The sequence below is a fragment of the Prauserella aidingensis genome (genome assembly GCF_024171865.1).
Classification (GTDB): domain Bacteria; phylum Actinomycetota; class Actinomycetes; order Mycobacteriales; family Pseudonocardiaceae; genus Prauserella; species Prauserella aidingensis.
In genome coordinates, this window is the sequence record NZ_JAMTCN010000028.1 from 44,683 (window position 1) to 66,951 (window position 22,269).

20 protein-coding genes, 1 tRNA gene and 1 pseudogene are annotated in these 22,269 nt (G+C 69.6%); 10 read left to right on the plus strand and 12 right to left on the minus strand.

Going from position 1 to position 22,269, the window contains the following annotated elements:
* Nucleotides 1-77: 77 nt before the first annotated feature.
* Nucleotides 78-833: a decaprenylphospho-beta-D-erythro-pentofuranosid-2-ulose 2-reductase gene (gene dprE2, locus LY13_RS21670; protein ID WP_253830448.1), complete on the minus strand. Its 756-nt coding sequence runs from the start codon at nt 831-833 to the stop codon at nt 78-80.
* A complete protein-coding gene (gene dprE1 / locus LY13_RS21675) occupies nt 830-2,227 on the minus strand; it encodes a decaprenylphosphoryl-beta-D-ribose oxidase (protein ID WP_253830449.1) in 1,398 nt (465 codons plus the stop codon). The genes dprE2 and dprE1 overlap by 4 nt, the downstream gene beginning before the upstream one ends.
* Before the next feature lie 198 nt (nt 2,228-2,425).
* Here dprE1 and LY13_RS21680 point away from each other — a divergent pair, with 198 nt between their 5' ends.
* Both LY13_RS21680 and LY13_RS21685 read left to right on the plus strand, forming a co-directional pair.
* A complete protein-coding gene (locus LY13_RS21680) occupies nt 2,426-2,863 on the plus strand; it encodes a GtrA family protein (RefSeq protein WP_253830470.1) in 438 nt (145 codons plus the stop codon).
* 146 nt (nt 2,864-3,009) lie between these two features.
* Complete coding sequence (locus LY13_RS21685) at nt 3,010-4,917, plus strand: glycosyltransferase (protein WP_253830450.1); 1,908 nt, start codon at nt 3,010-3,012, stop codon at nt 4,915-4,917.
* A 64-nt stretch (nt 4,918-4,981) separates the two neighbouring features.
* Here the strand turns inward: LY13_RS21685 and LY13_RS21690 are convergent, their stop codons facing one another.
* Nucleotides 4,982-5,224 (minus strand): hypothetical protein, encoded by a 243-nt coding sequence (locus tag LY13_RS21690; protein WP_253830451.1) that lies wholly within the window; start codon nt 5,222-5,224, stop codon nt 4,982-4,984.
* A 148-nt stretch (nt 5,225-5,372) separates the two neighbouring features.
* Here LY13_RS21690 and LY13_RS21695 point away from each other — a divergent pair, with 148 nt between their 5' ends.
* Nucleotides 5,373-6,143, plus strand: coding sequence for an ESX secretion-associated protein EspG (locus LY13_RS21695; RefSeq protein WP_253830452.1), 771 nt, complete (start codon nt 5,373-5,375; stop codon nt 6,141-6,143).
* 87 nt (nt 6,144-6,230) lie between these two features.
* Here LY13_RS21695 and LY13_RS21700 read toward each other — a convergent pair whose 3' ends face one another.
* The 3 genes from LY13_RS21700 to LY13_RS21710 all read right to left on the minus strand — a co-directional run bounded on the left by LY13_RS21700 (nt 6,231) and on the right by LY13_RS21710 (nt 9,422).
* Nucleotides 6,231-7,664 (minus strand): GntP family permease, encoded by a 1,434-nt coding sequence (locus tag LY13_RS21700; RefSeq protein WP_253830453.1) that lies wholly within the window; start codon nt 7,662-7,664, stop codon nt 6,231-6,233.
* A gap of 121 nt (nt 7,665-7,785) precedes the next feature.
* Nucleotides 7,786-8,724: a sugar kinase gene (locus tag LY13_RS21705; RefSeq protein WP_253830454.1), complete on the minus strand. Its 939-nt coding sequence runs from the start codon at nt 8,722-8,724 to the stop codon at nt 7,786-7,788.
* Nucleotides 8,721-9,422: a bifunctional 4-hydroxy-2-oxoglutarate aldolase/2-dehydro-3-deoxy-phosphogluconate aldolase gene (locus tag LY13_RS21710; protein ID WP_253830455.1), complete on the minus strand. Its 702-nt coding sequence runs from the start codon at nt 9,420-9,422 to the stop codon at nt 8,721-8,723. The genes LY13_RS21705 and LY13_RS21710 overlap by 4 nt, the downstream gene beginning before the upstream one ends.
* 99 nt (nt 9,423-9,521) lie before the next feature.
* On the opposite strand from LY13_RS21710, the gene LY13_RS21715 reads away from it, so the two are divergent.
* Both LY13_RS21715 and dgoD read left to right on the plus strand, forming a co-directional pair.
* Nucleotides 9,522-10,262 carry an IclR family transcriptional regulator gene (locus LY13_RS21715; protein ID WP_253830456.1) on the plus strand — a complete coding sequence of 247 codons (741 nt, stop codon included), beginning with the start codon at nt 9,522-9,524 and terminating at the stop codon, nt 10,260-10,262.
* A 59-nt stretch (nt 10,263-10,321) separates the two neighbouring features.
* A complete protein-coding gene (gene dgoD / locus LY13_RS21720) occupies nt 10,322-11,467 on the plus strand; it encodes a galactonate dehydratase (RefSeq protein WP_253830457.1) in 1,146 nt (381 codons plus the stop codon).
* A gap of 124 nt (nt 11,468-11,591) precedes the next feature.
* Here the strand turns inward: dgoD and glfT1 are convergent, their stop codons facing one another.
* The 3 genes from glfT1 to wzm are packed head-to-tail and all read right to left on the minus strand — an operon-like array spanning nt 11,592 to nt 14,376.
* Nucleotides 11,592-12,491, minus strand: a complete 900-nt coding sequence (glfT1, locus tag LY13_RS21725) for a galactofuranosyltransferase GlfT1 (RefSeq protein WP_253830458.1) — start codon at nt 12,489-12,491, stop codon at nt 11,592-11,594.
* Nucleotide 12,492: 1 nt separating this feature from the next.
* Nucleotides 12,493-13,371 (minus strand): galactan export ABC transporter ATP-binding subunit Wzt/RfbE, encoded by an 879-nt coding sequence (gene wzt, locus LY13_RS21730; RefSeq protein WP_253830459.1) that lies wholly within the window; start codon nt 13,369-13,371, stop codon nt 12,493-12,495.
* 6 nt (nt 13,372-13,377) lie between these two features.
* On the minus strand, nt 13,378-14,376 hold the full coding sequence (gene wzm, locus LY13_RS21735; RefSeq protein ID WP_372493874.1) for a galactan export ABC transporter permease subunit Wzm/RfbD: 999 nt from the start codon (nt 14,374-14,376) through the stop codon (nt 13,378-13,380).
* A 180-nt stretch (nt 14,377-14,556) separates the two neighbouring features.
* Here wzm and LY13_RS21740 point away from each other — a divergent pair, with 180 nt between their 5' ends.
* On the plus strand, nt 14,557-16,056 hold the full coding sequence (locus LY13_RS21740) for a DUF8728 domain-containing protein (protein ID WP_253830460.1): 1,500 nt from the start codon (nt 14,557-14,559) through the stop codon (nt 16,054-16,056).
* 61 nt (nt 16,057-16,117) lie between these two features.
* Here LY13_RS21740 and LY13_RS21745 read toward each other — a convergent pair whose 3' ends face one another.
* Nucleotides 16,118-16,675, minus strand: a complete 558-nt coding sequence (locus LY13_RS21745; RefSeq protein ID WP_253830461.1) for a bacterial proteasome activator family protein — start codon at nt 16,673-16,675, stop codon at nt 16,118-16,120.
* Between the two features lie 206 nt (nt 16,676-16,881).
* Between LY13_RS21745 and LY13_RS21750 the strand changes: the two genes are divergently transcribed.
* Entirely contained in the window at nt 16,882-18,081 is a 1,200-nt protein-coding gene (locus LY13_RS21750) for a cysteine desulfurase-like protein (RefSeq protein WP_253830462.1), read from the plus strand.
* 19 nt (nt 18,082-18,100) lie between these two features.
* Here LY13_RS21750 and LY13_RS21755 read toward each other — a convergent pair whose 3' ends face one another.
* Nucleotides 18,101-19,075: an NAD(P)H-quinone oxidoreductase gene (locus LY13_RS21755; protein WP_253830463.1), complete on the minus strand. Its 975-nt coding sequence runs from the start codon at nt 19,073-19,075 to the stop codon at nt 18,101-18,103.
* 194 nt (nt 19,076-19,269) lie between these two features.
* Between LY13_RS21755 and LY13_RS21760 the strand changes: the two genes are divergently transcribed.
* The 3 genes from LY13_RS21760 to LY13_RS21770 all read left to right on the plus strand — a co-directional run bounded on the left by LY13_RS21760 (nt 19,270) and on the right by LY13_RS21770 (nt 21,960).
* On the plus strand, nt 19,270-20,790 hold the full coding sequence (locus tag LY13_RS21760) for a M28 family metallopeptidase (protein WP_253830464.1): 1,521 nt from the start codon (nt 19,270-19,272) through the stop codon (nt 20,788-20,790).
* Between the two features lie 491 nt (nt 20,791-21,281).
* Nucleotides 21,282-21,767 (plus strand): MarR family winged helix-turn-helix transcriptional regulator, encoded by a 486-nt coding sequence (locus tag LY13_RS21765; RefSeq protein ID WP_253830465.1) that lies wholly within the window; start codon nt 21,282-21,284, stop codon nt 21,765-21,767.
* 108 nt (nt 21,768-21,875) lie between these two features.
* Nucleotides 21,876-21,960, plus strand: a tRNA-Ser gene (locus LY13_RS21770).
* A gap of 90 nt (nt 21,961-22,050) precedes the next feature.
* Here the strand turns inward: LY13_RS21770 and LY13_RS21775 are convergent.
* Nucleotides 22,051-22,269: pseudogene (locus LY13_RS21775) on the minus strand (hypothetical protein); the annotation flags it as partial.

Below are 22,269 nucleotides of genomic sequence, written 5' to 3' on the forward strand. Positions count from 1 at the left end.
CGAACGGCCCTGATCGAAACAGCGGCTCCGCCACCGTGGTGGCGGAGCCGCTGCTGTGTCGAATCGCGATCCGGTCGTCAGATCGGCAGTTTGCGGAAGATCGGGCGCGGCACGTGCCGCAGCGCCGACATGACCCAGCGGAACGTGCCCGGGGCCCACACGAGGTCCTTGCCGCGACGTGCGGCGTCGACGGCGATGTCGGCCACCGATTCCGCCGTCTGCTCCAGCGGGGCCTTGTCCATGCCCTCGGTCATCTTCGTGCGCACCTGGCCGGGGCGCACCACGGTCACCCGCACGCCGTACGGTGCGAGCGCCTCGCCGAGACCCAGATAGAAGCCGTCGAACCCGGCCTTCGTGGAGCCGTAGACGAAGTTGGACCGGCGCACCCGCTCGCCTGCGACCGACGACAGCGCGATCACCGAGCCGTGACCCTGCTGCTTGAGGCGTTCGGCCAGGGCCACTCCGACGGAAACCGGGGCCGTGTAATTGACGGTCGCCATCTCGACGGCCTGCGCGTGGTCCTGCCACGCCTCCTCGGCGTCACCGAGCAGACCGAACGCCACGACCGTCACGTCGATGTCGCCGCCCGAGAACGCCTTGTCGATCACCAGCGGGTGCGAGTCGGTGTCGCCGGCGTCGAAGTCGACGGTTTCGACCTCGGCGCCCGCGCTGCGCAGGCGTTGGGCGGCCTCGTCGAGGCGGGGCGACGGCCGGGCCGCCAGGACGACCCGCAGCGGCCGTTGGGCCAGGTACTTCTCGGCGATCGCCAGCGCGATGTCCGAGGTGCCGCCGAGCAGCAGCAGCGACTGGGGGTTACCCACCGCGTCGATCACAGTTCCAGCCTCCTGGCCATGTCGGAGATGAAGATGCCGTAGGGGTCGACGGAGTGGCGGAACTTCTTCCACTCGTCGATACGCGGGTACATGCGGTGGAACGTCTCGGCCGTGGTCCGCGAGTCCTTCGCCGTGTACAGACGGCCGCCCAGCTCGAGGACCATCGCATCGAGCTCGTTGCACAGCTGCGCCAGACCCGGCTTGATCGGGAAGTCGAGGCACACCATCCAGCCCGGGTGCGGGAACGACAACGGCGCCGGGTTGCCCTCGCCCATCCGCTTGAACACGTTCAACGCCGAGTAATGGCCCGAGTGCGCCACCTTCTCGACGATCCGCCGCAGCCCGTCGTTCGCGCCGAGCGGCGTGCTGAACTGGTACTGCAGGAAGCCGTTGCTGCCGTAGCCGCGGTTCCACTCTCCGACCAGGTCGAGCATGTGGTAGAAGGCCGTGATGTTCTGGATCGCGCCGCGGCCCTGCTTCGGCGTGGACCGGTAGTAGAACTCGCCGATCGCGCTCAGTGACAGCTTGTTCATCAGCCCGTTCGGGAAGACGTCCGGCACGGTCAGCAGCTGCGGCGCCGAGAACTTCAACGGTTCGCTGCGCAGTTTCGGCGGGAGGTCGTCCAGCTTGGCCAGCGACCCGCGGGCGAACGCGCCCCGGCCGAGCTGGCGGCCCTTCGAGATCGTGTCGAACCAGACCGACGAGTACGTGTAGTGCTCGTCGGAACCGTCGCTGATCAGCTCGAGCGTGCCGTCGAGGTCGTCGGTGCGGTCGTTGTCGACGATGAAGTACGCCGTCTCCGTGCGCGTCATGCGGACGCGGGCGCGCACGATGATGCCGGTCAGGCCGATGCCAGCGACGGTGGCCCAGAACAGGTCGGCCTCGGGGCCGTCAGGGCTGAGGGTGCGCACGCGGCCGTCGGCGGCCACCAGGTCGAGCGACACGACGTGGTTGCCGAAGCTGCCCGCGCTGTGGTGGTTCTTGCCGTGGATGTCGTTGGCGATCGCGCCGCCGATCGTCACCTGTCGCGTGCCCGGCAGGACCGGTACCCACAGGCCGTACGGCAGGGCGGCCTTCATCAGCGCGTCGAGGCTGACGCCCGCGTCGACGTCGACGATCGCGCTGTCGGGGTCGATCGAGTGGATGCGGTCCAGGGAGGTCATGTCGACGACGAGGCCGCCCGCGTTCTGCGCCGGGTCGCCGTACGACCTGCCGAGGCCGCGCGCGATGACCCCGCGCTCACCCGCCTGCGCGACCGCACGCGCGATCACCTCGACGTCGGGTGTGGCCAGCACGTTCGCCGTGGTCGGGGCCGTCCTGCCCCACCCGGCCAGGGTGCGCCGTTCGATGTGCCGTTCGGGAGTGGGTGTGCTCACTCGAGCCAGGGTAACCATCTCGAGATATGGCCTGTCTCCGGTGCCACAATGTCCGATCCCTACACTCGATAACCACGCACCCGGAATCGGTGCGGCCGTAGAACTCACGGCCGGAACGCGGGCAGAACGCATGCCGGTGGAACAGTGGGTCGGCAGAACACGACAGGTCCGCAGAACACGGCAGGTCGGCAGAACAAAGGTGCAGCGGTGACAACGATGGAATCTCCCGCCGGCGAGGTGGCGAAGTCGGCATCGCCCGGTCTGGTGTCGCAGATCGCCCGGTTCGTTCTCATCGGCGGGTTCTGTGCGCTGGTCGACTCCGGTCTGTACTGGTTGTTGCTGCAGGGCGGCACCTGGGTGCATTTGGCGAAGGCGCTCAGTTTCGTCGCCGGCACCACGACCGCATATTTCCTTAACCGCCGCTTCACGTTCACCGCGGCCCAAAAGGGCGGGGTGGGCCAGATCGGCGGGTTCGCCGCGCTCTACACCACGACGTTCTTCGTCAACGTCGGAACGAACGCCCTGATGCTCGCGATGCTGTCCGACGACTTCCGGTGGCGCGTCGCGGCCGCGTGGGTCATCGCGCAGGGCACCGCCACGGTGATCAATTTCGTGATGTTGAAATGGGTCGTGTTTCGTGAATCCCGCAGCTGATGAAGCCTGGTGCGAACCGGTGAGGGGCGGCCTGTACCTTACTGGCGTTCGCGCGTTGGAGTGACGCCGGTGAGGCGTCGATTCCGCAATGTGAACACCACGAACCGCAAATCCGGTGGCCCTGTACTACTTGGAGGACGCCCCTCATGTCCGGTGACGCAACAGTGACGACCGAGGCGACGGCCGGCTCGCTGCTGCAGGCCCATACCCCGGCGTCGGGGCGACTGCTCGCTCAGCGCGGCCTGTTCGAGGGGCCGTCCGCGATCGTCAGCAAGGACCTGTACCTGGACGTGGTCGAGGGTGTCGCGTCGCGTGACCGCGAGACGGTGACCCTCGAGCCGTCGGCCAGGGCCACGGGCAACACGTACTTCGGCCGGTTCCCCGCGTCGTACTGGCAGCGCTGGACGACGGTGCGGTCGGTGACCGTCGAGGCCGTCGTGAGCGGTTCCGGAACTCTGAGGGTGCGCGCCTCGGACGTGGAGGGCGACACCCGCACCGTCGCCGCCGAGTCCATGACCGACGTCGTGCAGCGCACGGTGACGCTCGAGGCGAAGCTCGACAAGTTCGTCGACGGCGGCGGGCTGTGGCTCGATCTGGAGACCGACGCCATGGAGCGGCTCACGGTCTCGGCGGTGCGCTGGACCGTCGACGCGCCCGAGACCGTTCGTCCGACCGCGGTCACGATCTGCACGATGAACCGCGCCGACGACTGTTTGTCGAACCTGCGCACTCTCGCCGACTCGCTGCCCGCGCTGGAGACGCTCGACGCGATCTACGTCGCCGACCAGGGCACGGACACGGTCGACTCGCGGGACGGGTTCGCCGAGGTCGCCGCCGAACTGGGCGACAAGCTCAGGTACGTCAAGCAGCCCAACCTCGGTGGTGCGGGGGGCTTCACCCGCGGCCTGTACGAGGTGGCGGGACAGGCCGCGGGTGAGCACGCGAACGTGCTGTTCATGGACGACGACGTGCTGCTCGAGCCGGACATCGTGATCCGGCTGACCGCGTTCTCCAACAAGGCCGCCAACCCGATGATCGTCGGCGGCCAGATGCTGAACCTGCTGCACCCCAACCAGCTGCACGTCGGTGCCGAGTACGCGCAGCTGAACGCCCTGCAGCCCGGTGTGCCGGTGCCACACAGCCCGGAGACCGCCGACCTGCTGGGTGTCGACAAGAAGACCGGCAAGCCGACCCGCCAGGAACGCCGGCTGGACGCGGGCTACAACGGCTGGTGGTCGTGCCTCATCCCGTCCGAGATCGTGCAGCGGATCGGCTACCCGATGCCGTTCTTCTTCCAGTGGGACGACGCCGAGTACAGCTACCGCGCCCGCGCCGCCGGGTTCCCCACGGTGACGCTGCCCGGCGCGGGCGTGTGGCACGCCGACTTCCACTGGAAGGACTGGGACGAGTGGCACCGCTACTTCAACCTGCGTAACTCCATCATCACGGCGGCGCTGCACAGCCCGTTCGACGTGAACCTGCTCTCGCGGGTGCTGATGGCGCAGGTGGTGCGCTACCTGCTGGGCATGCAGTACGGCCTCACGGCGACGCTCATCAAGGCCGTCGAGGACTTCCTCGAAGGCCCGGAGATCCTGCACGACGGCGGCGTCGCCGCGATGAAGGAGATCCGGGAGATCCGCGCGCAGTACCCGGAGACGAAGCGGCACGACCCGACGAACGTGCCGGGCATCCCGTCGAACGACATCGTCATCAACAACACCGGGCCGCGGCCGAGCATGCAGCGTGCGGTGCTGGTCAAGCGGATCCTGAACCGTGCGCTCGGCAAGCACCGGTTCAACCTGGGCGCCATCCCGGCCGACGAGGCGCACTGGTGGCACGTCGCGCTGTTCAAGACGGCCGTCGTCACCGACGCCTCGCAGGAGGGCGTGCGGGTGCGGTCCTACGACAAGGACCGCATGGTGGACCTCGGCAAGCGGGCCGTTCAGGTGATCAGCCGCCTCCGTAAGGAGGGGCAGGCCGTGCAGGCGCAGTACAAGCGCGCTATGCCGGAGCTGACCAGCCGCGAGAACTGGAAGCGCCTCTACGAGCTCTGATCCGCGCACGCGCGGTGTTCGGCCTGCACCGTCCGACCTTCGCGGGGTCACCGCGCGCTCGACGTCACCGCATGCCGAACACCTTGCCGGAACGTTGAAGGTCGTCGACGTACGCGGCGGCCACGTGGGCGAAATTGACGTGCACGGTGCGGTCGTCGGCGTCGCGGATGCTCTGCACCGACCCGTGGTCGAGGTACAGGTTCACCTGGCTGGTCACCTCGTCCACGGCGTCGGCGTGCAGCGGGAACACCAGTGGTTCGCCGCCGCTGACGAGGTGCAGCACGAGTGCGGGCTTGGTTTCGGCCATATCCCACCTTCACCACCTCCGGCCGGTCTCGGCAAGGCGGTTCGCCCACAGCGGATCGGCGGGGGTCACTGCTTCCTCAGGAGTGACTCCGCAGGGCCGGGTGGGCTGCTAACGTGCTCGCCGCAGGTGGAGTAGAACCGGGGGAGAGATGGCGCAATCGTTCTCACTGTCGCTGGTGGCAGTGGACATCCTGCTCGAGCAGTACAAGCTCGGAAGGTCGCCGTTCCCGTTCGAGATCCCGCACATGGGCACGACGCACACCCAGCGCAACCAGGTGCGCGAGGCCGTGTACCGCGACCTCGAGGCCCGCGGCCTGGCTCGCAGCGGCAGGCTCGAGCCGGACGCCGAAACGGTCTTCGAGGCGTTCATGCGTGCGCCGCTGAGCGTGGCGCTGGCCGGGCAGCTCTCCGACGACGAGGAGATCTACGCGCGGGCGGTCTCCGACGGCCAGTTCGCCGTCCTGGTGCGCCAGGACTCCAACATGCTGACGTTCACCGAGGTGCGGCCCACGAACTTCGTCGCGGAACTGGTCGACCTGCTGCCGCTGACGAAACCCGCCCCCGGCCAATCGATCACGGTGCCCGTGCCCGCCGCGCGCACACCACGCTCCGCGGACGGATACGACCCCTTCGGTGGTGTCCAGGCGCCCCGCTCGTCGCAGACCGCGTCACAGGAACGCGCCGTGGCCCGCCTGTTCGAGAAGAAGATGGACCGCGTCGGGTTCATCACCGCGTTCGTCCCCGGCGACGGCGGCAAGCCGGTCAAACTCGAGCCCGTGATGTGGTTCGACAACGAGGACGGCAGGCACCTCGGCACGCAACGCGCCGCCGAGGACGGTCAGAAATGGGCCACGTACGCACCCGCCGACAACGCCCGCATCGTCTCCCAGCTCTACACCCAACTCGAACCGTATTTGTAGCCGCGTGGCCCGGCGATGCGGTCGCACCGCCGGGCCACGCGCGCGGTCCGGCTACGGGGCGGCGCTCGGTGCTGTTCGGGAATTGATCTAAGCGAAGATGCTCAGCACCAGCACGAGGCCGAATCCGATGACGCCGATCAGTGTCTCCAGCACCGTCCACGTCTTGAGTGTGGTTTTGACGTCCATGCCCAGGTAGCGGCCGACCAGCCAGAACCCGGAGTCGTTGACGTGCGAGAGCACGGTGGCGCCACAGGCGAGCGTGATCACCAGCAGGGCGCGGTACAACGGTGTCACGCCTTCGGTCGCGGCGAGGGTCGGCGCGATGAGGCCGGCTGTGGTGGTCAGCGCGACCGTGGCCGAACCCTGGGCCACGCGCAGTCCGGTGGAGATCAGGAACGCCGCGAGGATGAGGGGGATGCCGAGGTCCTTGAGCGTTTCTGCCAGCGCCTGGCCGATGCCGCTGACGTAGAGCACCTCACCGAACATGCCACCCGCGCCGGTGATCAGGATGATCGCGCAGACAGGCGCCAGCGCTCCGTTGACGATGTTCTCCACCGAGGCGCGGGAACGACCGCGGCCGAGCACCACGAGGCTGACGAGTGCCGTGACGAGCAGCGCGATCGGGGTTGCGCCGAGAACCCGCAGTGCCTGCACCCAGGTCGCGTCGGCGTCGATGACGCCTGCGGTGCCGAGGGTGTTCAGGCCGGTGTCGAGGAAGATCAACACCATCGGCAGCAAGAGGATCGCGATGACCGTGCGGAACCTCGGATAGGGCAGATCCCCGGTTGCCGTGTCTCCACCGGCCGAGTCCCCGCCGGCCGAGTCACCGGTGCCCGAGCTGGTTCCTGACGCACCGGCGAGGGAGAGGGCCGGCACGGCCAGGTCCACGCGGCGTCCGATCATCTTGCCGCCGACGTAGCCTGCGAGATACCAGGTGGGCACCGCGATCACCAGGCCGACGAGCAGCACGAGGCCCATGTCGGCGTCGAGGAACTCGGCTGCCGAGACCGGGCCGGGGTGCGGCGGGACGAACGCGTGCATCACGGCGAACGCGCCGAGCGGCGGCAGCGCGTAGAGCAGCACCGAACCGCCGAAGCGGGTGGCGACGCTGAAGATGATCGGGACGAACACCACGAACGCGGCGTCGAGGAAGATCGGGAACCCGAAGAACAGGGCGGCGACGCCGAGAGCCAGCGGGGCTCGTTTCGCGCCGAACCGGTTGACCAGCGAATTGGCCAGGACGTCCGCGCCTCCGGTCACTTCCAGTAGGCGGCCGATCATCGCGCCGAGGCCGACGAGCAGGCCGACTTCGGCAAGCGTGGTACCGAAACCGCCCATCAACGTGTCGACGAGCTCGTCGAGCGGGATCCGGGTGGCCACCGCGGTCAGCACGCTGACCAGCACGAGCGCGATGAGCGCGTGCACCCGGAACTTGATGATCAGCAACAGCAGCAGTGCGACGGCGCCGGCCGCGATCGCCAGCAGCGGGCCCACTCCGTAGGCCGGTGTTATCTCTTCCATCGGTTTCCTTTTCTCAACATTGAGTGAATTCGGGTGCCCGGGGTTCGACGAGTGCGCCGTCGGTGATCACCTGCGGTCGGCCGTGCTGTTCGGACTCGGGCGCGCAGGTCGGCGCGGTCTGTCAGCGGGTGACGTCGCTGGTGTCTGCGGCGAGCTCACCGCGGTCGGGGAGGCCTTCCCAGTCGCCTGCGACCGCGACGGTCAGTGCTCCGGCGGCGGCCGCGTCGTCCAGTCGCTGCCGTATCCGGTCGCCGCGGAGCCGGGCGGCCAGGTATGCGGCCGCGAAGGAATCGCCCGCGCCCACCGGGTCGACGACGGTGGTGGGCCGCGGCGCAACCGTGACGATCTCCCCATCGATCAGGGCCACCGCGCCGTCCCCTCCGCGTTTGATCACGACCTCGCGCGGTCCGAGCTCGGCCAGCGCGCCGGCGAGCTGCGCCGGGTCGGAGCCGTCGACGAGCAGTCGCGCCTCGTCCTCGGTGGCGAACACGACGGTGGCTGCCGATGTCAGGGGGCGCAGCGTCGCGGTGGCCTCGTCGGGAGTCCACAGCGCGCGGCGGTAGTTGAGGTCCAAGGAGATCGGAACGTCGGCGTCGCGGGCCGTCTCGGCCGCGGCGAACGCGGCGTCGCGGGCGGACTCGCTCAGTGCGGGCGTGATGCCGGTCAGGTGGAGTGCGCCTGCCCGGCGGACCGCGGTCTCGTCGACGTCGGCGGGCCGCAGCCGGGACCCTGCGGAGCTGGTGCGGTAGTAGGAGACGCGAGTCCGCGTTCCGGTCCGCCGCTCCTTGACCATGAGCGCGGTCGGCGCGTGGTCGTCGGTCAGCACGTGCTCGGCGGGCAGCTGCTGACCGGCGAGGGTCATGCGGATGAGCCTGCCGAACTCGTCGTCGCCGACGCGCCCGATCCACGTGGCCCGGCTTCCGAGGCGGGTCACGCCGATCGCGACGGTCGCTTCGGCGCCGGCGACTCCGAGGGTCAGGTTCGGCGCATGCCGCAGCGGTCCGACGATCGGCGACGTCAGCATGGCCATCGCCTCGCCGAGGGTGACCAGCCCGCTCATGCGGCGGCCCCGGTTTCGGCCAGGAAGGCGTGGGCGCGCCTGCGCAGTTCGCCCAGGTCGCCACCGTCGAGGGCATCGCCCAGCAGTGGACCGCCGATGCCGAGTCCGCACGCCCCGGCGTCGAGGTACGGGCGCACGAGATCCAGCGTCACGCCGCCGGTGGGCAGCAGCTCGATGTCGTCGAGTGGGGCGCGGAGTTCGCGGATGTAGCCGGGCCCGGTCAGGCTCGCGGGGAAGATCTTGACGGCCGTCGCGCCGAGTTTCGCGGCGGTGGTGACCTCGGTGGCGGTGAACGCGCCGGGAAAGTAGCCGAGTCCGTACGTGCGGACACGGGCCGCCACGTCGGCGTCGGTGTCGGGTGCGACGACGAACTCCGCGCCTGCCTCGGCGGCACGATCCACGTGCTCCGGCGTGCGCACCGTGCCCACGCCCACCTCGGCGGACGTGCCGTGCCGCTCCACGGCGCCACGGACGGCGGCGAGTGCGCCGGGCGTGTTCATCGTGATCTCCAGACAGCGCACGCCGGCGTCGACGAGCGTGTCCACGACCGCGTCGACGTGCTCACCGGAGCGTCCGCGCAGGATCGCGACGATCCGAGTGCTCCGCAGGGCGTCGCCGAGCAGCGCTCCGCTTTCGGGAGTGCTGCCGGCGGCGCTGCTGTCAGAGGCCCCGCCCTGCGGGGGCTTCGTCGAGCTCATCGCCGTACCTCTGGTGAGTCCGCGAATTGCAATATATGCAAATGCCTTGTAAATTCTGCATCAGTCTGTACGCTGCGCGGTCGAAGGTCAAGGAGTGAGATGTCGACAACGGTTGCCAAGGCAGTACTCGTGCTGCACCAGCTGGCCGACGGTCCGCGGTCGCTGTCCGCGCTCGCCGATGCCGTGGGCGTGCACTCCTCCACGGCGTTGCGCATGATCCAGCCGCTGCTCACCGACGGGCTGATCGCACGCGGCGGTGACGGGAAGTATCGCCTCGGCCTGCGGCTGGCCGAGCTCGGCCAGCAGGCGCTCGACAACGTGGATCTGCACGGCGCGGCGCACGGCCACCTGCTGGAACTGGCCGAGGACGTCGGCGCGACGGTGCACCTGGCGCAGCTCATCGACGACGCGATCGTCTACGTCGACAAGATCGAACACCCGGCGACGATGCGGATGTGGTCGCGCGTCGGGCGTGCCGTGCCACTGCACACGTCGTCGGTGAGCAAGGCGATCCTCGCCGGCCTCGAGCCCGAGCTACGGGACCGGCTGATCGCCCGGTGCGGGTTCGAACAGCACACCGACGAGACCATCACGACCCGCGAGGAGCTGCTCGCCGAGCTGCGCGCGACCGCCGACCGCGGCTACGCCACCGATCTGGGCGAGTTCGAACCACTCGTGCACTGCATCGGTATCCCCGTGCCCCGGTCGTCCGGCGTCGATGCGGCCGTCTCGATCACCACGATCCAGGCGTCCCCCGACGTCGACGCGCTCCGTGGGCTGGTTCCCCGGCTCGGCGCCGCGGCGACGGCCATCGCCGCGGACCTCGGCCACCGCGGCTGACATGGCCACCGCGGCTGATCCGGCCGCTCTTACCCACCACCGAACAGGAGAAGTCGCCCGTGAAGATCACCAGCATCACGACGTACCTGATCGAGCCTCGCTGGCTGTTCCTGCGAGTGGAGACCGATGACGGCATCGTCGGCTGGGGAGAACCGGTCGTCGAGGGCCGCGCGCACACCGTCGCGGCGGCGGTCGACGAGATGTCGGACTACCTGATCGGCGCCGACCCCACACGCATCGAGGATCACTGGCAGGTGCTGACGAAGGGCGGCTTCTACCGCGGTGGCCCGATCCTGTCCAGCGCGGTAGCGGGCATCGACCAGGCGTTGTGGGACATCCGCGGCAAGTCGCTCGACGTGCCGGTGCACGAGCTGCTGGGCGGGGCCGTGCGCGACACGATGCGGATCTACTGCTGGATCGGCGGCGACGAGCCCACCGAGGTCGGTGAGGAAGCCGCCAGGCAGGTCGAGGCCGGTCTGACCGCCGTGAAGATGAACGCCACCGGGCGGATGCGGCCGTTGGAGACGACCGCGCAGATCCAGGCAGCCGTCGACCGGGTTGCGGCGGTGCGCGAGGTCATGGGGCCGGACCGGGACGTCGCCGTCGACTTCCACGGCCGGATCTCGCCCGCCGTGGCGCGGGTACTGTGCCGGGAACTGGAACCGTTGCAGCCGATGTTCGTCGAGGAACCGGTGGTGCCGGAGCTGTCGGCGGACATCGGAAAGATCTGCGCGTCGACGACCATTCCCATCGCCACGGGGGAGCGGCTGTTCTCGCGGTGGGACTTCCGTGACGTTCTGCCGCAGGGCGTCGCCGTGGTTCAGCCGGACCTGTCGCACGCGGGCGGCATCTCCGAATGCCGGCGGATCGCGGCGTTCGCCGAGGCATACGGCGTCGCGCTCGCACCGCATTGCCCGCTCGGCCCGGTGGCACTCGCGGCCAGCCTGCAAGTCGACTTCGCGAGCCCGAACGCGCTCATCCAGGAGACGAGCCTGGGTATTCACTACAACCAGGGTTCGGACCTGTTGGACTACCTGGCCGATCCGGCGGTGTTCGCGTTCGCCGACGGCTACGTCCAGCGGCCGACCGCGCCGGGCCTGGGCGTCGAGATCGACGAGGCCGCCGTGGCGAAGGCCGCGGAGACCGGGCATCGGTGGCGCTCCCCGATCTGGCGCCACGAGGACGGCGGCTTCGCCGAGTGGTGACGGACGGCGCCGGCCCGCGCGAGGGGAAGATCGGGGGCGCCCGCCCGCCGGCCCGACCACCACCCCTCAACGGCACGCTGGCGCGTGGCTGTGTTCAACGCCACCAAAGTTCCCTTGGGGGCGTTCAGTAGCGGTAGAAGCGTTCCTTGCGGCCCTGGCGGACGAGGCGCAGCCACTCGACGAACGCCTTCGGATCGCGCTTCACGCCCACGAAGTACAGGCCGAACCGGGCGATCTCCAGTGCGCCGATCTTGCGCATCCCCGGCTGGGACAGCAGGAACCCGCGGTTGCGGTAGGTGTAGTAGCGCTTGACCTCGTTCTCCGGGTCCTGCGCGTGGAACCGGCCCCCGAGCATGGGCTTGAACTCGTCCGACCCGTTCGGGTGCAGGTAGGCCGCCCGCAGCGAGGTGCCGAACGGCAGCCCCGACCGTGCGAGTCGCCGGTGCAGCTCCACCTCGTCGCCGCGGAAGAACAACCGCAGGTCGGGCACCCCGGTCACCTCGAGGGTCGAGGCGCGGAACAGCGCACCGTTCATCAGTGAGGCGATACCCGGCAGGAAGTCCTCGCCGAGCTCGGCGGAGGTGCGCTTCCACGTCAGACCGCGCCGCAACGGGAACGCCAGCTTCTCGGGTTCGTCGATGTTGACGACCATCGGCGACACCTCGGCGAGCTCTCGCCGCTCCGCCTCGCCGAGCAGCGTCTCCAGGACGTGCTCGTCGGCGGGCCTGCCGTCGTCGTCGGCGAGCCACACCCACTCGGCGCCCAGCGCCAGCGCGTGCAGCATGCCCAGCGCGAACCCACCCGCGCCGCCGAGGTTGCGGTACGACGGCAGGTACGTGACGGGCCGCGAGTACGCCTCCACGACGTCGCGTGCCGACTCCTCCTCGGGGCCGTTATCGACGACGATCAGGTGGTCGACGGCCCGCGTCTGCGATTCGACGACCTTCAGCGACTCCGCCAGCAGGTCTCGGCGGTTGCGGGTGACGACGACGGCGGCGACCGCGCCTTCGGGGAGGGCGCCCATGTCAGCCGCCGTTCGCCGGAGCCGTGGCGGCGGACGTGCCGGTGGCCTGCCCGTTGCCGGCGCCGTCGGAGGGCTTGGCGAGGTCCTCGGGGTTGGCCTGGCCGAGGCGTTCCAGCACCTCGCGGCTGACGTTCTGGAACGGGTCCTTGCCCTTGTAGCCGGTGAGGACCTCGCGCAGGCGGCCGTGCTGGCGCACCCTGCCCTCGTCCATCCACATGGCCTGGTCGCACAGTTCGAGCAGCAGCTCGTCGGAGTGGCTGGCGAACACGAGGATTCCCGAGCGCTTGACGAGGTCCTTGAGCCGGTCGCGGGCCTTGTTCATGAAGGACGCGTCGACCGCGCCGAGTCCTTCGTCGAGAATGAGGATCTCGGGGTCGATCGAGGTGACGACGCCCAGTGCGAGGCGCACGCGCATACCCGTGGAGTAGGTGCGCAGCGGCATCGCGAGGTAGTCGCCGAGCTCGGTGAACTCGGCGATGTCGTCGATGCGCTTCTCCATCTCCTTGCGGCTCTTCCCGAGGAAGAGGCCACGGACGATGATGTTCTCGAAGCCGGAGGTCTCCGGGTCCATGCCGACGCCGAGGTCGAACACCGGCGCGACCTTGCCCGTGACCTTCGCCGATCCGCGGGTGGGCTCGTAGATGCCCGACAGCAGCCGCAGCAGCGTGGACTTGCCCGCGCCGTTGTGGCCGACGAGGGCGAGCCGGTCGCCGTCGGAGAGCTGCAGGTTCACGTCCTGCAGCGCTTCGATGATGGGGACCTTCGAGTCCGAACCGATCTTGCCGCCGACCTTGCCGAGGACCCGCTTCTTCATCGACCGCGTCTTGGCGTCGAAGATCGGGAAGTCCACGTAGGCGTTGCGGACGTCAATGCTGACCATCTGGTGTCACACCCAATACGAGACACGGGCACGGTAGTTGCGCATCACCACGAGCGCGAGTGCCCATCCGACGATCGTGATGCCGATGGCGACGAGCCAGCTCTTGCCGTCGATGTGCTGGCCGATCAGCGGTGCACGCACGATCTGTACGAAATGATAGAGCGGGTTCAGTTCGATGATGGGCAGCGCCCAGGACACGCCATCGCGGCCGTTGCCGGCGTACAGCTGGTCGATCGGCCACACGATCGGCGTCAGGTAGAACAGCAGCTGGATCAGCGAGTTGATGAGCTGCGGGATGTCGCGGTAGCGCGTCGAGATGACGCCGAGCATCAGCGTGACCCAGCCCGCGTTGAGCGCCAGGATCACGAAGCCCGGCGCGGCCGACAGGATCGACCAGTCGATACCGGGGTGGCACAGGCCGTTACCGGTGGTGCACGCGTCGTCCTGGATGCCGTACTGCTGCGACAGCGCGGGGAAGAAGATCGCCACGATGATCACGTAGACGATCACGTTGTGGGCCGCCATCAGCGTCTGCCGCCACACCGTGCGCAGCGCGTAGATCGTCAGCGGCGCGGGCATCTGCTTGATCAGACCCTCGTTGGAGATGAAGGTCTGCATGCCCTCGGTGATGCAACCGCTGACGAAGCCCCAGACGATGAAGCCGGTGACGATGTAGGGCAGGAACGTATCGATGGGCAGGCCGAACAGCTGCGAGTACAGCAGGCCGAGGCCGAGCGCGATGACACCCTGCGTGATCGTCAACCAGAACGGGCCGATCACCGAGCGGCGGTACCGCTGCTTGATGTCCTGCCACCCGAGGTGGCCCCACAGTTCCGTCTGCCGCAGGCCCGAGCGGATGTCGTCGAAGGCGCGGTTGAAGGACCGGCTGCCGGGAACGGGTGCGGTGTCGGTCGTGTCGGCGTTCATCGGTGACTTCGTCCCTGGGCTGTCGCCTGATCCGCCGTCGAGGGAATCAGTGGCCGTCGAGGTGCTTGTGGCATGCACGGGATATGAGGGTACTGCTGCCGCGAAAGCGCGAACGCGCGCGTCGCCTTCTGTGGTCACCAGATCGCCCATGTGGGTGTAAATGGGTACGAAATACCAGGTCAAGACACTGGTCGCGTGCCCGTTTCGGGTGTGGCGGGAGGGGGTGGAGGCCGGTGGACGCGCTGGTAGTTTGCGGCCGTGAGTCGATTGGCCGTGACCGCGGCGGGCCTGCTGCTGGTGTTCGCGTTCGGCACCTGGATGGCGTGGTCGTACGTCACCGACGCGGCATTCGTGGACGCCCGCTATGCCCGAAACCTCGCCGAAGGGCACGGTCTCGTCTACAACGTCGGGGACCACAACCCGGTCGAAGGGTTCACGAGCCTCCTGTGGACGTTGTGGCAGTCGCTCTTCTCCCTGTTCGGTGCCGACCCGGTGCTCGTCGCGCAGATCACGGGTGTCGCGGCGGGTGTGGCGACGCTCGTGCTGCTGATGCGCGCGGTCGACGGCGCCGCGGCGGTCGTGGCCGGCTGCGCCTACGTGCTGTTCCTCCCGACCTACTTCCACCTCGCCGGCGGGCTCGAGACGGGCCTGGTCGCGCTCGTCGTGCTGCGCATGGCCGTGCTGGGCATGCGGGTCGTCGAGGAGCGCCACGTCGTCGACCTCGAACCCCCGCTGCTGCTGGTGCTCGCCGCGACCCTGCGGCCCGAGGCGTTGATCGCGGTGCTGCCCGGTTTCGTCGTCTGGTTCCGGTCACGGCGGTTCTCCGGGCAGGCGCGTGCGGGGCTCACGGCGGCCGCGGTACTCGGCGTGGGATGCATCGTGTGGACGGTCGTGCAGTACGGCCACCTCGTGCCGAAGCCGTGGAGCGACGCGGTCGGCCCACTCGGCTTCGACGGGGAGTGGCTGTGGTCGACGGTCGTCGTGCTCGCGCCGCTGCTGCTGCTCACGGTCGCGCTGCTGACGTGGCCCGAACTGCGGCGTGTCGGCGCGTTCTTCTGCGTGACCGTGCTCGCCGCAGGGCTGCCCCTCGTCGTGTTCGGCCCGCCGGAGGCGGATGCGCTGCACCGCTACGCCTTCACGGTGTTCCCCGTGCTGTGCCTGGCGGCCGGTGTGGCCGTGGCGGCGATGGCCGGTGTGCGGTTCGTGCAGGCGGGTGTCGGCGTCGTCGTGGTCGGCTGGGTGGCCGTGGCGGGCGTCGCCTCGCCGGGCCTGCCCGCCGTGGCGAACACCGGCACCGATCTCGCACGCACCCACGCCGCCATCGGCAGGGGACTCGCCGACGCCGACGTGCCCGCGGGCGCGCGCACCGTCGCTGTCGCCGACCCCGGCGTGATCCCGTACTACAGCGGCTGGAACGCCGTCGACTACAGCGGCCGCAACAACGGGCTGATCGCCGACGGGGCGCGGCCCGACTCCGTCGTGCGCACCCACGATCCCGCGGTGATCGTCGTGCCCTCGCCGGGTCAGAACATTCCCGAGAAGGTGCACGGACTCGACGTGCCCATCGCCGTGGCCGGGTATTCGCAGCTGGGGCCGTTCCAGGCGCGCAGCGGCAGTTGGCAGTTCGTGTTCGTGAAGCCGGAGTTCGCGCAGCAGGTCGAGGTGAAGGTCCGCGCGGCCGTCGCCCGCGGCGAACAGCAGTACGGCGACGACTACTCCGTGACGATCAACCGCTGGCTGAACAGCCTGAAGGACTGACGGCGGCCCGCGCCGACGGCTCGAACGGCGCGGGCGACTCGGACGGCGACGGCGGCGGTGGTTACAGGTACTGGCCCGGATTGCCGATGCCGGTCGGGGCGCCTTCGGCGGATCCTTGCGGCAGGCCGCGGCGCATCTGCTCGAGCTGGGCGCGGGCGGCCATCTGCTGGGCGAACAGCGCCGTCTGGATGCCGTGGAACAGCCCCTCGAGCCAGCCGACGAGCTGGGCCTGCGCGATCCGCAGCTCGGCGTCGGACGGGGTGCGGTCCTCGGTGAACGGCTCGACGAGGCGTTCCAGTTCCTTGCGCAGGTCCGGTGCGAGCGCCTCCTCGAGTTCCGTGATCGACGTCTGGTGGATCTCGCGCAGCCGCTGCCTGCTCGCCTCGTCCAGCGGCGCGGCCTTCACCTCTTCGAGGAGCTGCTTGATCATCGTGCCGATACGCATGACCTTCGCGGGCTCTTCGACCATGTCGCTGACGGACTCGCCGGCGTGCTCGGTCTCACCGTCGGCGGCCTCGGGGTTGATCCGTGCGGCGCCGACAGGCGAACCGTCGGGTCCGACCACCATGACGTGCTGGTCCTCCGAGGGCGTGGCGTACGGGGTGTTCGGCTCCGTCATAGCTCCATCCTGGCTCGATCAGGGAGGGTGTCGCAGGTATCGAGGGTACTCAACCCGCCGGGGCGCGCCGGGCGCGCCGGTCGGGGGACGCCGATGTTCGCCCGAGCAGCGGCAACCGGGCAATTCGGCCATCGTCGATGGTGACGGTCGATCCGGACTCCATACCCCGGCTGCGCGGCGAAAACTCGCCTCCGTACCTTTGTCGCATGGCGTTTGACGTCGCTCGGATCCGTGGGTTGTTCCCCGCTCTGGGTGACGGCTGGATTCACTTCGACGGTGGAACCGGAATGCTCGTCCCCGAACAGGTCGCGTCGGCCGTCTCGACGGCGATGCGGGCTCCGGTCTCCGGTCCGGGCGGAGCGTTCCCGGCCTCACAGCGGGCGGAAAGCATCGTGGCCGCGGCACGGCGTGCCGTGGCGGACCTCGTGGGAGGCGAGCCCGACGGCGTCGTCCTCGGGCCCAGTGCCTCCGTGCTGATCGCACGCCTCGCGGACACGCTGTCCGCGCGGTGGACGATCGGCGACGAGGTCGTGGTCTCCCGGCTGGACGAGGAGGCCAACATCGCGCCGTGGCTGCGCGCGATGAACCGCGTCGGCGGTAAGGCCCGCTGGGGCGAGATCGACATCGAGAACTGCGAGCTGCCGGAGTGGCAGTACGCCGACCTGATGGGCGACCGCACCAAGGCCGTCGCCGTGACCGCGGCATCCGGCGCCGTCGGTACTCGTCCCGACCTGGAGCCGATCACGTCGGCGGCGCAGCAGGCGGGTGCGCTGATGGTCGTCGACGCGACGTACGCCGCGCCGTTCGTCCCACTCGACATGGCCACACTCGGCGCCGACGTCGTCGTCCTGTCCGCGCAGGCCTGGGGTGGACCTGCGGTGGGGGCGCTCGTGTTCCGCGACCCGGACCTGCTGGCACAGCTGCCGCCCGCGGCGCTGTCACCGGAGGTGGCGGGCCCGGAGCGGCTCGAACTGGGCCCGCACCCGTACCCGCTGCTCGCCGGGCTCATCGCGTCGGTGGACTACCTCGCGGGTCTCGACGACTCCGCCACCGGCACGCGCCGCGAGCGGCTGCTCGCCTCGCTCGGTTCGGCGAAGGCCTACCAGGAGGGGCTGCTCGACCGGCTCGCCGCCGACCTGCGGTCGCTGCCGGACGTCACCGTGCTCGGCGACCCGATGCGGCGGATTCCCGCGCTGGCGTTCTACGTCGACGGCCGCAAGGCCTCCGACGTCGCCGACTACCTGGCCCGCCAGGGGCTCTGCGCGTTCGCCGACCCGGGCAGTTGCGGCCTGTTCGAGGCGCTGGGCATCGGCGAGGTCGGCGGGGCCGTGCGCATCGGCCTGGCCCACTACTCGAACGGCTTCGAGATCGGCCAGCTCGCGCGCGTGCTGGCCGAACTGCCCTGAGACGCGAACCGCGCCGCGGTCACTTCGCGGTCAGGACGATCTTTCCGAACACGCCGCTCTCGTCGAGTGCGCGATGCGCCTGCGCGGCACTGCTGAGCGGCAGTACCTGGTCGATGACCGGCAGCACCGTGCCCTGATCCAGCAGCGGCCACAGGTGCGTGCGCACGTCGGCCACGATCGCCGCCTTGCTCTCGAGCGACCGCGACCGCAGCGCCGTCGCCGACACGGTGCCGCGTTTGCGCAGCAGCTTGCCGATGTTCAGCTCGCCCTTCACACCGCCCTGCATGCCGATGATCACCAGGTGGCCGCTGTCGCGCAGCACGTCGATGTTGCGGTCGAGGTACTTCGCGCCGATGTTGTCGAACACGACGTCGGCACCACCGGTCGCCGCCTTCATCTCCTCGACGAAGTCCTGCTCGCGGTAGTTGACGGTGATGTCCGCGCCGAGTTGCCTGCACCGGTCGAGGCGGTCGTCCGAACCGGCGGTGACGGCGACCGTCGCGCCGAGCGCCTTCGCCACCTGGATGGCATGGGTGCCGATGCCGCCCGCGCCGCCGTGCACGAGCAGAACGTCCCCTTCGGACAGACCCGCGTGCATGACGAGGTTGGACCACACGGTGCAGGCCACCTCGGGCAGCCCGGCGGCCGAGTGCAGCTCCACCTCGTTCGGCAGGGGCAGCAGCTGGCCCGCGGGCACGGCGACCTTCTCCGCGTAGCCGCCGCCTGCCAGCAGTGCGCACACCTCGTCGCCGACCTGCCAGCCCGTGACGCCCTCGCCGAGCGCGGCGATGGTGCCCGAGCACTCCAGGCCGAGGATCTCGCTGGCGCCGGGCGGCGGTGGATAGTTCCCCTGCCGCTGCATCACGTCGGCGCGGTTCACGGCCGTGGCCGCGACGTCGAGAAGCACCTCGCCGGGTGCGGGTTCGGGGTCGGGCACCTCGGTCAGCTCGAGGTTCTCGGGAGGTCCGGGTTCTCGGAGCATGATCGCGCGCATACCGCGACTGTATGTCACTCGACAGAACGTGGCCCGGTGGCAGGGAACCGCGACCGGTGGCACCGGTCCGGACCTCACCGATGGCCGCCGGTGACCGTCATTCCCTTGTGGCCACGTGTTCTTCCTACGAACGGACCTTGACGATTCGGAGAACTCGCACAAAAGTGACGCCGCAACGTCAGAAGGGGCTGTAGATGTCATTCAGTAGAGGGAAGTTGCGGTCCGTCACCGCCGTTGCGGCGTGTGCGGGCCTGGTGCTCACCGGCACCGCCGCGGCCCAGGCCGCGCCGAAGTCGCTGCCCGACGAGCTGCCGGACAAGGTCGAGCTCGGCGCGATGCAGCGGCACCTGATCGCGATGCAGCGCATCGCCGACGTTCACGACGGCAATCGGGTCGCCGGTTCGCTCGGGCACGAGACGTCCGCCGAGTACATGGCGCAGCGCCTCGAGGACGCCGGGTACGACATCACGCGCCAGCAGTTCCCGTTCACCTACACCGAGACGCTCGCCGAGAAGCTCACGGTCGGTGGCGAGGACGTGCCTGTCGTCGTCATGGAGTACAGCAAGAACACCGAGGAGGGCGGCCTGACCGCCCCGGTCGCGGCCGTCGAGCCGGACGACACCCCGGGATGCGAGGCGTCCGACTTCGGTGACGTCACCGGCCAGATCGCCCTCGTGCAGCGTGGCAGCTGCTCGTTCGCCGCGAAGCAGTCCGCCGCGGCCGAGGCGGGCGCCGTCGCCGCGATCGTCTACAACAACGAGCCGGGTCCGCTCAACGGCACGCTCGGCGACGCCGAGAGCGCCGAGATCCCGACCGGCGGGATCAGCCAGGAGGACGCCCAGACGCTGATCGACGCCGACGGGCAGGACATCACGCTCGAGCTGCGGCAGCTGCAGGAGGAGCGGACCACGTACAACCTGATCGCCGAGACGACCACCGGGCGCGACGACAACGTCGTGATGGCCGGTGCCCACCTCGACGGCGTCACCGACGGTGCGGGCATCAACGACAACGGCACCGGCTCGGCCGCGCTGCTCGAGACCGCGCTGCAGCTCGGCGGCTCCCCGGACGTCAACAACAAGGTCCGGTTCGCCTGGTGGAGCGCCGAGGAGTTCGGCCTCGTCGGCTCGACGCACTACGTCAACTCGCTGAGCCAGGACCAGCAGCTCGACATCGCGCTGTACCTCAACTTCGACATGATCGGCTCGCCGAACGCCGGCTACTTCACCCTCGACGGTGACGACTCCGAGGGTGAGGGTGCGGGCGCAGGCCCGTACGGCTCGGCGCAGATCGAGACGGCGTTCGAGGACTCGCTCGCCTCGCGCGGCATCGAAGCGGAGGGCAGCGACTTCACCGGCCGCTCCGACTACGGCGAGTTCATCGCCTACGGCATCCCGGCCGGTGGCCTGTTCACTGGCGCCGAGGACATCAAGACCGAGGAGCAGGCCGCCAAGTGGGGCGGAACCGCCGGTGAGGCGTACGACTCCTGCTATCACACGGCGTGCGACAACCTGGGCAACGTCGACTACGACGCCCTGGACGTCAACGCCGACGCGATGGCCGAGGTGACGGCGCAGTATGCGCTGAGCACCGAGGACGTCAACCACATCGCCCCGGCCGAGAAGAAGAACAAGGCCGAGGTGGCCAAGCAGCGGTCGGCGAACAAGAAGGTCGCCGCGCAGGCCAGCGACCGTGCGCACGAGGTCACGTCCTGACCCCGCGCGAGTAGGACGACGGCAGTGAGGCAGTGCCCGTTCCCCGCCTCGGCGGGGGACGGGCACTGCTGCATCTCACGGAGGATTCTGACTGTCTGCTTCGCCCCGCAGGCCGTTGGTCGGGCCTGGGCACGGCGCGCGGCCGCGCCCAGGCGCTTACCGAGGTTGCGATGGACGAATCACCGGCGACCGAGGTGCATGCGCCCCGCTGCCGCGCGACCGGGCCGCTGTCGCTGCCCCGGTCGCGGGGAACGCGGTCTCCGGCGCGGGCGGGCCCTGTGCCCGGTGTCGCACCGGGTTCGGCGCCGTGGGCCGCCGGCTATGCCTTGATCTTCTTGCCATGGCACCACCTGACCCTTCCCGGGGCGGAGCCGGCGAGCTGCCCGGTGGGCGGAGGCGTTCGGCCCTGCCGGCTCCCTCCGTACCCCCAGCGTGCTCCCGTCGGCGGAGGTGCACAAGCCGGACGAGCCGGAAGGTTCTAGTCTCCGGGCATGGCTGTTGACGCTGCTGACCCTGGCGACACGCGGTGGCTCACCGAAACGGAGATGACCGCGTGGCGGCCGTACATGGTCTCGACGTTGCGCCTGCGGCAGCGGCTGCATCGGGAACTGGTGGAGGCCCACGACGTCTCACTGATCGACTACGAGGTGTTGGCGGCCCTGTCGGCTACGGCGACGGGGAGCATGCGCATGAGCGAGCTCGCCGCCCTGCTCGGCTCGACGAAGAGCAGGCTCTCCCACCAGATCGGCCGGATGGAGCGTGCCGGGTACATCCGCCGCGGCAAGGACCCCGAGGACAAGCGTGGCGTGACGGCCGACCTCACCGGCGACGGCGCCGCCGTGCTGCGCGCGGCCGCGCCGACCCACGTCGCCGGGGTCCGCGCGCACATGGTCGACCTGCTCACCGACCACGAACAGGCCGCGCTGGGATCGGCGTTCACCCGCGTGCTCGGCCATCTGGAGCAGCTCGACGAGTAGGGCCGAGCGGCAGGCGAGAGGCGGGCGGTGCGGCGACCCGCGTGGCGGGCGGTGCGGTCCCGCCCACCGGGGCCGGTACTGATCGCGGCGCGCTACCCTGAGCGCAGGGGAAGCGTGGCAGAGCGGCCGAATGCACTCGACTTGAAATCGAGCGTGGGGCAACCCACCGGGGGTTCAAATCCCCCCGCTTCCGCAGTGATGAGCAGCGCAAACGCCGGGTCGGACGTGATGTCCGGCCCGGCGTTTCGCTCAAGGTGAGCAGTTTGGGTAGCAGTTCCCCATCTCAGACGGCAGTTGAAGCGCCCTCCGGCGGCTCGCCGTCGCCGTCTTCGTCGCTTCCTTCGGTCTCGGTTTCGGGCTCCCAGTACAGGCCGCCGATCTGGTCGGCGATCGACGTCATCAGGTCGGGCGTCATGTGCTGGTAGCGGGTTGTCATGGCCACGTGGGACCAGCCCATGACGTCCATGACAGCCCGCCCTGGAACGCCGAGCACGAGCAGCAT

Bases quoted from the DNA above. Each gene is read 5' to 3' on its own strand.
- LY13_RS21745 (WP_253830461.1), bottom strand. From the start codon at position 16,675: ATGACGGAGCCGAACACCCCGTACGCCACGCCCTCGGAGGACCAGCAC.
- LY13_RS21715 (WP_253830456.1), top strand. From the start codon at position 9,522: ATGTCGACAACGGTTGCCAAGGCAGTACTCGTGCTGCACCAGCTGGCC.
- LY13_RS21760 (WP_253830464.1), top strand. From the start codon at position 19,270: ATGTCATTCAGTAGAGGGAAGTTGCGGTCCGTCACCGCCGTTGCGGCG.
- LY13_RS21680 (WP_253830470.1), top strand. From the start codon at position 2,426: ATGGAATCTCCCGCCGGCGAGGTGGCGAAGTCGGCATCGCCCGGTCTG.
- wzt (WP_253830459.1), bottom strand. From the start codon at position 13,371: ATGGTCAGCATTGACGTCCGCAACGCCTACGTGGACTTCCCGATCTTC.
- LY13_RS21705 (WP_253830454.1), bottom strand. From the start codon at position 8,724: ATGAGCGGGCTGGTCACCCTCGGCGAGGCGATGGCCATGCTGACGTCG.
- LY13_RS21750 (WP_253830462.1), top strand. From the start codon at position 16,882: ATGGCGTTTGACGTCGCTCGGATCCGTGGGTTGTTCCCCGCTCTGGGT.
- glfT1 (WP_253830458.1), bottom strand. From the start codon at position 12,491: ATGGGCGCCCTCCCCGAAGGCGCGGTCGCCGCCGTCGTCGTCACCCGC.
- LY13_RS21765 (WP_253830465.1), top strand. From the start codon at position 21,282: ATGGCTGTTGACGCTGCTGACCCTGGCGACACGCGGTGGCTCACCGAA.
- LY13_RS21710 (WP_253830455.1), bottom strand. From the start codon at position 9,422: ATGAGCTCGACGAAGCCCCCGCAGGGCGGGGCCTCTGACAGCAGCGCC.
- LY13_RS21755 (WP_253830463.1), bottom strand. From the start codon at position 19,075: ATGCGCGCGATCATGCTCCGAGAACCCGGACCTCCCGAGAACCTCGAG.
- dprE1 (WP_253830449.1), bottom strand. From the start codon at position 2,227: ATGGTTACCCTGGCTCGAGTGAGCACACCCACTCCCGAACGGCACATC.
- LY13_RS21700 (WP_253830453.1), bottom strand. From the start codon at position 7,664: ATGGAAGAGATAACACCGGCCTACGGAGTGGGCCCGCTGCTGGCGATC.
- LY13_RS21695 (WP_253830452.1), top strand. From the start codon at position 5,373: ATGGCGCAATCGTTCTCACTGTCGCTGGTGGCAGTGGACATCCTGCTC.
- LY13_RS21685 (WP_253830450.1), top strand. From the start codon at position 3,010: ATGTCCGGTGACGCAACAGTGACGACCGAGGCGACGGCCGGCTCGCTG.
- LY13_RS21690 (WP_253830451.1), bottom strand. From the start codon at position 5,224: ATGGCCGAAACCAAGCCCGCACTCGTGCTGCACCTCGTCAGCGGCGGC.